Origin of the sequence: Streptomyces sp. WELS2 (assembly GCF_013870595.1) — a bacterium.
In the GTDB taxonomy this organism is placed as follows: domain Bacteria; phylum Actinomycetota; class Actinomycetes; order Streptomycetales; family Streptomycetaceae; genus Streptomyces.
The window spans coordinates 21538-28210 of the sequence record NZ_JACBWZ010000010.1 but is presented as its reverse complement, the minus strand read 5'-3'; the positions used below and the strand labels follow the sequence as shown (position 1 = coordinate 28210).

Annotated in this window: 5 protein-coding genes; all 5 read right to left on the bottom strand. The window is 71.2% G+C overall.

Going from position 1 to position 6673, the window contains the following annotated elements:
- Nucleotides 1-10 precede the first annotated feature (10 nt).
- Nucleotides 11-2251, bottom strand: a complete 2241-nt coding sequence (locus tag H5J33_RS01535) for an AAA family ATPase (protein ID WP_181792950.1) — start codon at nucleotides 2249-2251, stop codon at nucleotides 11-13.
- Nucleotides 2252-2440: 189 nt separating this feature from the next.
- A complete protein-coding gene (locus tag H5J33_RS01530) occupies nucleotides 2441-3466 on the bottom strand; it encodes a helix-turn-helix domain-containing protein (RefSeq protein WP_181792948.1) in 1026 nt (341 codons plus the stop codon).
- Between the two features lie 120 nt (nucleotides 3467-3586).
- A complete protein-coding gene (locus tag H5J33_RS37020) occupies nucleotides 3587-4204 on the bottom strand; it encodes an FMN reductase (RefSeq protein ID WP_181792946.1) in 618 nt (205 codons plus the stop codon).
- On the bottom strand, nucleotides 4201-5283 hold the full coding sequence (locus tag H5J33_RS37015) for an LLM class flavin-dependent oxidoreductase (protein WP_181792944.1): 1083 nt from the start codon (nucleotides 5281-5283) through the stop codon (nucleotides 4201-4203). Before H5J33_RS37015 ends, H5J33_RS37020 begins: the two co-directional genes overlap by 4 nt.
- Before the next feature lie 497 nt (nucleotides 5284-5780).
- Nucleotides 5781-6638, bottom strand: coding sequence for a hypothetical protein (locus H5J33_RS38575; protein ID WP_399552739.1), 858 nt, complete (start codon nucleotides 6636-6638; stop codon nucleotides 5781-5783).
- Between the last annotated feature and the right edge of the window lie 35 nt (nucleotides 6639-6673).

Sequence of the window (6673 nt, the reverse complement as noted above, 5' to 3'; positions counted from 1 at the left end):
CACCAGAAGTTCACGGTCCCCTCGCGCCGTGTGCCTCGGCCTGTGCGGCCAGATCCTCGGCCAGCGCCCGGTCCGCGCCGCCGAGGGCCATGCGTATCGCGGAGTCGACCCAGGTGCGCAGCAGCCGCCAGCGCATGAAAGGACCTTCCTGCTGCACCTGCCGGATCCTGTCGAGGGCGAGCGCGGTGTTCCCCTCGTCGTCGGCGATGAGCGCCTCCAGGAAACGCACCGCCGCCGTGTTGCCGGGGTTCGGTTTGGTCGCGCGTCGTTCCCGCGCGGCGGTCAGCTGGTGCCGCGCCGCTTCCCGGTCGCCGCGCAGCAGGGCGATCCAGGAGCGGATCACCCGGGCGTTCACCTGCTGGACGCAGATGTGTACGTCGTTCTCCAGGCGTTCCATGGTGACCAGGTCGGACTCCGCGTCGTCGAGGTCGCCCAGCCCCAGATGCTGCGAGGCCTGTGCCCACAGCAGCATGGTCTGCGGCACCGAGCCGCCGTGGTCCGCCGCCCGCAGCAGCTGCCGCCGGCCGGTCTCGAAGTCGTCCATGTGCTGGTGCGCGACGATCTCCTCGGGAAGGAAGGCGGGCTCGACGGCGCTGAGCGCACTGAAGCGTTCCAGCGCGACGGCGTTCTCACCGGCGTTCAGAGCGCTCTCCCCCAGGCCGGACAGGGCCAGCACGCGTGCCTCCCGGTCACCGGTCGCGATGGCCGCACGCAGGGCGTTCTCGCCGGCCTCCAGTGCCGCGCCGAGATCCCCGCCCCGGGAGAGGGCCAGCGCACGCAGGGCGGTGAGCCGCGCCTCGACCTCCGGGGCGGCACCGCCGAGCGCGAGGGCTGTCTCGGCGCGGCGGCGCAACTCCTCGGCGACGTCCAGGTTCCAGAGCGTCCCGCCGAGAGCGGCCTGGATCCGGCCGAACGTCTCCAGAGGCGGCCGGGTGGCCAGCAGCCGGTCGCCGGTCTCCAGCGCCTCGCGGTTCCGGCCGGCCCGGGTCAGACAGACGATCGCCTGCACACCGGTGTCGTACCACAACGGCCGTCCGGGAGGCACCAGTTCCAGGGCGCGCGTCATCAGGTCGGCCGCGAGACCCGGCGTGACCGGCAGGACGTCGTCGGCGGCCTGCCGCAGCAGCGTCACCGCTTCGTCGTCTCCGGCCCGGGCGCCCCGGAGTATGTGCGACACCGCGTCGATCGGCCGGTGCCCGGCCGCGACCAGGTGTGCCGCGGCCTCCCGGTGCAGAGCCTTGCGGGCCGACGGCGGGATGTCCACGTAGACGGCCTGGCGCAGCAGGTCGTGCCGGAAGACCAGCTGTTCGCCGTCGTCGTCCAGGAGCCCGGCGCGCACCGCCTGCTCCAGCTCCGCGAGCAGACCGGCGGACGGTCGGCCGTAGAGCGCGGCGGCGTCGTGGAAGCCGAACCTGCGTCCCAGCACCGCTCCCATCTGCAGGAAGCGCAGGGTGCTGGGTTCGAGTGACCTGAGCCTGCCGCGCACGCCCACCACGAGCCCCTCGGGCACGGGCTCCCCCGACGGGCCGGTGGTCCCCAGTCCCGTGAGCATCTCGACCGCCAGGAACGGGTTCCCGCCGGCTCCGTCGAGCAGTTGCCGTACCCGGTCGTCGACGGCCGCGCCCAGGGTGTCGTCGGCCAGCTGGCCGATCGCCGTGCCGGAGAGCGGTCCCAGGGGCACGATGACCGACGGGAGCCCGCCCTTGGCCACCGCGACGATCTCCTGCGCCGGGCCGGCGGGATCCTGCCGCCCGGTGAGCGCCCACAGAACCGGCGATGTCCGCAGGCGTGTCGGGAGCTGTTTCAGGGCGAATCTGCTCAGTGGGTCGGCCCACTGCACATCGTCCAGGGCGATCAGCACGGGCGTCTCGGCCGCCCTGGTCTCGATCGCTTCCGCCACGCGCTCGACCAGCCAGATCCGCTGGTCGTGGTGGCGGGTGAGGTCGGCGAACGCGTCACTGGACAGCAGTGGCCGGTCGCCGTACAGGAGGCAGGCCGCCAGCGAGGAGAGCGGGACGATGTGGTGCAGTTCGTCGGCCTTGCCCAGACCGACCGAGAAGCCCGCCGCACCGGCCGTGGTGACGACCTCGCCGAGCAGCGCGGTCTTGCCGATGCCCGGCTCCCCCCGGAGCAGGACCAGCGCGCCGCTTCCGGTGCGGACGACCGAGGTGAGCACAGCGCGCAGCTGCTCGAGTTCGGCCTCTCGGCCACGCAGACCGCGCCGGGACAGCGACCCGTCCGACCGCTCCACCCACGCCCCTCTGTCCGCACTCGCCGACCGCCTCCGGTCCAGGCCATGCGGAGCGGCACTGTCGCCCTTCGCCGTTCCCCCCTGTCCGGGTGGGGCGGCCGGGGCGCGGACGGCGCTCCGCGTGTCCACTATCGCAAGAACCGCAGCTCAGTGCATACCCGGGGGTGCGTCCAGGGCCGTGCGGTGGCTCTAGGCGCCCTGTGGGGGTGTGTGCGTACGACGCTCGAGTGCCGCGGAGGCCCGCCACTCGACGGGGGACATCCCGTAGGCGGCCCGGAACGCCCGGCTGAAGTGGGCGGCGCTGACGAAGCCCCACCGTCGGCCCACCGCGGCGATGGTCCGGTTCGCCGCGTCCCGGCGGGCCAGCTCGCGTCGGCACTGTTCCAGCCGGCGGCCCTGGATCCACCGGCGGACGGTGGTGCCCTCGTTCTGGAAGAGGCTGTACAGGTAGCGCAGGGAGATCTGGTTGGCCCGGGCGATGGCCTCCGGGGCGAGGTCGGGGTCCGCCAGGTGACGGTCGATGTACGCCTGGACCCGCATCAGCAGCACGCGGGCGGCGCTCGGTGTGCCCGTGGTGTCACCGCCGCGTCGCTCGTCGGCCAGCACCGTGAGCAGGTCCAGGACGTTACGGGTGATCAGGTCGCCGACGTGCTGCGGATACGCGCCCGCGGTGTCCACGAGCCGGGACAGGAAGGGGGACAGCAGGTCGCCGAGGGGCGTCGTGGAGTCGAGGGGAGACGCCGTGATCCGGCGCAGGTCCGACTCCCTCAGATTCAGGAGGTGCCGGGGCAGGACGAGGGCCTTCGTCTGGAAGGTGTCGGGGAAGGTCAGCCGCATGGGACGCGCCCGGTCGTAGACGAAGAGCTGCCCGGGCTCGACATACGCGTCGCGCGCGTCCTGCTCGACCCGGGCGAGCCCGCTGCTCAGCAGCATCACGACCACGTGGTCGTCGCCTGTGGACCCCGCGATGAGGCGCGGGGTGCGCACGGTCTGCAGGGCTTCGCTGTCCACCGTGACGCCCCGTGTCCGGCCCGTCGGTGACGCATGGATCGTGCCGGAGAACACCTCCTCGGCGATCTTGACGTCCACGGCTCCGAAGGTGTGGGCCACGGCGTCGCGCCAGTAGGTCCGTCTTCGCTCCCTGGGCACCCCGTCCGTGGTGTAGAAGATGCCCGCGGGCTGCTTCCCCGTCCCCTTCACCGATACGTCCGACATGATCTCCGCCCTTCAGCCGGTGTGCGCTGCGGATACCGTGCCAGCGGGGCACGGGGTGACGCATCGAGTGAACGCACTAGATCCGGGGCACGGGGCGGAGATACGGGGGACCGCGGGGCCTCAGTCGAAGCGCAGGTCGGAGAGCTGCCGTTCGAGGGCGGTGACCTCGTCGTCGGGCATCGTCTCCGGCACCGGGCGGGCCGCCATGGCGACGGCCAGTTCACCGGCCGCCCGCTGGATGCGCGCGGGCAGGCCCTCGGTGTAGTCGCCGCCGCCGGACCCCCAGTCCTCGGACGCCGCGTACACCGCGGTGGGGACCACACCGGCTCGCAGGTAGGCGAAGAGCGGGCGCAGCGCGTGCTCCAGGACCAGGGAGTGGCGGGCCGTCCCTCCCGTCGCCGCGATCAGGACCGGCGTGCCGGTGAGGGCGTCCGGGTCGACGAGGTCGAAGAAGGACTTGAACAGCCCGCTGTAGGAGGCAGTGAACACGGGCGTCACCGCGATCAGGCCGTGCGCGCCCGTCACCGCGTCGATCGCGGACGCCAGCTGGGGCGGCGGGAAACCGGTCACGAGGTGGTTGGCGACGGCGACGGCCAGCTCGCGCAGCTCGATGACCTCGGTCCGCACATCGTGGCCCTCGGCGGCCAGGTCGGCGCGGGCCGACTCGGCGAGCCGGTCGGCGAGCAGACGGGTGGACGACGGGGTGCTCAGCCCCGCCGAGACGGCGACGAGCTTCACGCGGCCACCTCCAGCGCGGTCCGCAGCGACTCGTGGGTGGGCGCGTCCGGCACGTCGGCCGGGCGGCCGATCGCGAACTCCTTGCGCAGCACCGGTACGACCTCCTCGCCGAGGATGTCGAGCTGTTCCAGGACGGTCTTCAGCGGCAGGCCCGCGTGGTCCATCAGGAACAGCTGCCGCTGGTAGTCGCCGACGGTCTCGCGGAAGGACAGCGTCCGCTCGATGACCTGCTGCGGGGAGCCCACGGTGAGCGGGGTCTGCTCGGTGAAGTCCTCCAGGGACGGCCCGTGGCCGTAGACCGGCGCGTTGTCGAAGTACGGGCGGAACTCCCGTACCGCGTCCTGGGAGTTCTTCCGCATGAACACCTGGCCGCCCAGTCCGACGATCGCCTGCTCCGGGGTGCCGTGCCCGTGGTGGGCGTACCTGCGCCGGTACAGCTGCACCATCCGTCGCGTGTGGTCGGCAGGCCAGAAGATGTTGTTGTGGAAGAAGCCGTCGCCGTAGAAGGCGGCCTGTTCCGCGATCTCGGGCGAGCGGATCGAGCCGTGCCACACGAACGGGGGTACGCCGTCCAGCGGGCGGGGAGTGGACGTGAAACCCTGCAGGGGAGTGCGGAACGTCCCCTCCCAGTCGACGACGTCCTCGCGCCACAGCCGGCGCAGCAGCGCGTAGTTCTCCTTGGCGAGGTTGATGCCCTGCCGGATGTCCTGACCGAACCACGGGTACACCGGCCCGGTGTTGCCCCGGCCCGTCATCAGGTCCACCCGGCCGCCGGCCAGGTGCTGGAGCGTCGCGTAGTCCTCGGCGATCTTCACCGGGTCGTTGGTGGTGATCAGTGTCGTGGCCGTGGAGAGGATCAGCTTCTCGGTGCGGGCCGCGATGTAGCCGAGCATCGTGGTCGGCGACGACGGCACGAACGGCGGGTTGTGGTGCTCACCGGTGGCGAAGACGTCCAGTCCGACCTCCTCCGCCTTGAGCGCGATGGTGACCATCGCCTTGATGCGCTCGTGCTCCGAGGGGGTACGGCTGTTGGTCGGGTCGGGGGTGACGTCCCCCACCGAGAAGATTCCGAACTGCATGGGCGCCTCTTCGTTCCGGCGAGCTGTGTGGATGCCGAAATGTAGGCGCGGCTCGGGCGGTGCTCCTTGTCCGTACGTGCGGCGGTGCTGGTCCCTCAGTGCCCTCGTGCGGCCCCGGGGTGAGCCGCCGCCTTTCCCGTCCGCGACTGTGCGGTGTGGGGCCACTGCACGGGCGCTGGGAGGCAATGGCCGTACCCGGTCGGCGGACCGGGAAGCGCCGCATCCCATACGCGTATGTCGCTCAAGCCTCCCGTGCCGTCGAGAGCGCCGTCGCCGACGGGTGCTGCTCTCACCAGCGCGCCGCCGTCCGGGCCGAACACCACCTCCGACGGCATTCCCGAGTCGCTGGAGAGACAGGCACGTTGCTGAGGAGTGGCCCTGTCCCGCAAGCGCAGAGTGCCGGTGCCCGCGCTGACGAGCGTCCTGCATCAGGGCTGAACGCCACCGACTCGGCTACCGTCCACGGGGGCTCTCCGTGGCGTGCCTCGCCATTCTCGTCACCTCCCGCGAACACCTTGCCGTTCGGGCCGAGCACCCCGGCGCAGAGAGAAGAGCTGCCTGAGCCACGGAGAACACCCATGGTGCGTCTGAACACTCGCGCTGGAGGACAGCGAAGGCCCTGCCGGCGGAGTCGACAGGGAACAGTCGCAGGACGGTGGCCCGGTTCGGCGTCGTGATGACGTAGTGCCGCGCCGGGTGGGAGAGATAACCCAGCTTTCTCGGGCATGGGCGCGCATGAGGACCTGGCCGCGTCTCGTACAGGTGATCCAGGGGGCAAGGGCGAGACCGGCCAGGTCCTCGGCCATGTCCATTGCCTCGGGGACGGTGCTTCCGTCGCCTTCGACCAACTTCAAGGGGCCCGGTGTGCCTTCGACACGGCACTGAAGGATCCGGGCTGTGAGGGCCTCCCGCTCGCCCCAGATCTCTGCGAGTACGGAGATCCGGGCCCGGACCGTCTCACTGATCGGCACCTGGTGGCCGAGGATGCCGGAGACGAGCAGGCCAAGCCCCGCCTGCTGCTCTCCGATGTCCCAGCAGTCTTTGACTTCCCGGGCTTCGGCCTCCGGCAGCAAGGCGGCGAGCCGGTTCCAGACGACGGCGTCGTCGGTCACCTGGCAGACGCTGACACCCTGACGCCGCAGGCAGATGAGTATGACCTCGATCGCAGTAAAGCCAAGAAAGTGTTCTTTCCACGGGTGGTCGTAGCCATAGCCCTTGTCCCCATGCAGATCGGCAGAGCCGTTGCGGTCGCAGATCAGATGAATCTTCGACCCGTTCCTACCCCTGGCGGTCGGATTCGGTCCCGTCAGTGGCCCCCTTTGACGGCGCCGACGCTCACCGGGTCGATAGCGCACCGGGACCGGTCCAACTCGCCCTGGCCACCAGGCTC

Coding starts and splice junctions, on each gene's coding strand:
- H5J33_RS01530 (WP_181792948.1), bottom strand. CDS start 3,466: ATGTCGGACGTATCGGTGAAGGGGACGGGGAAGCAGCCCGCGGGCATC.
- H5J33_RS37015 (WP_181792944.1), bottom strand. CDS start 5,283: ATGCAGTTCGGAATCTTCTCGGTGGGGGACGTCACCCCCGACCCGACC.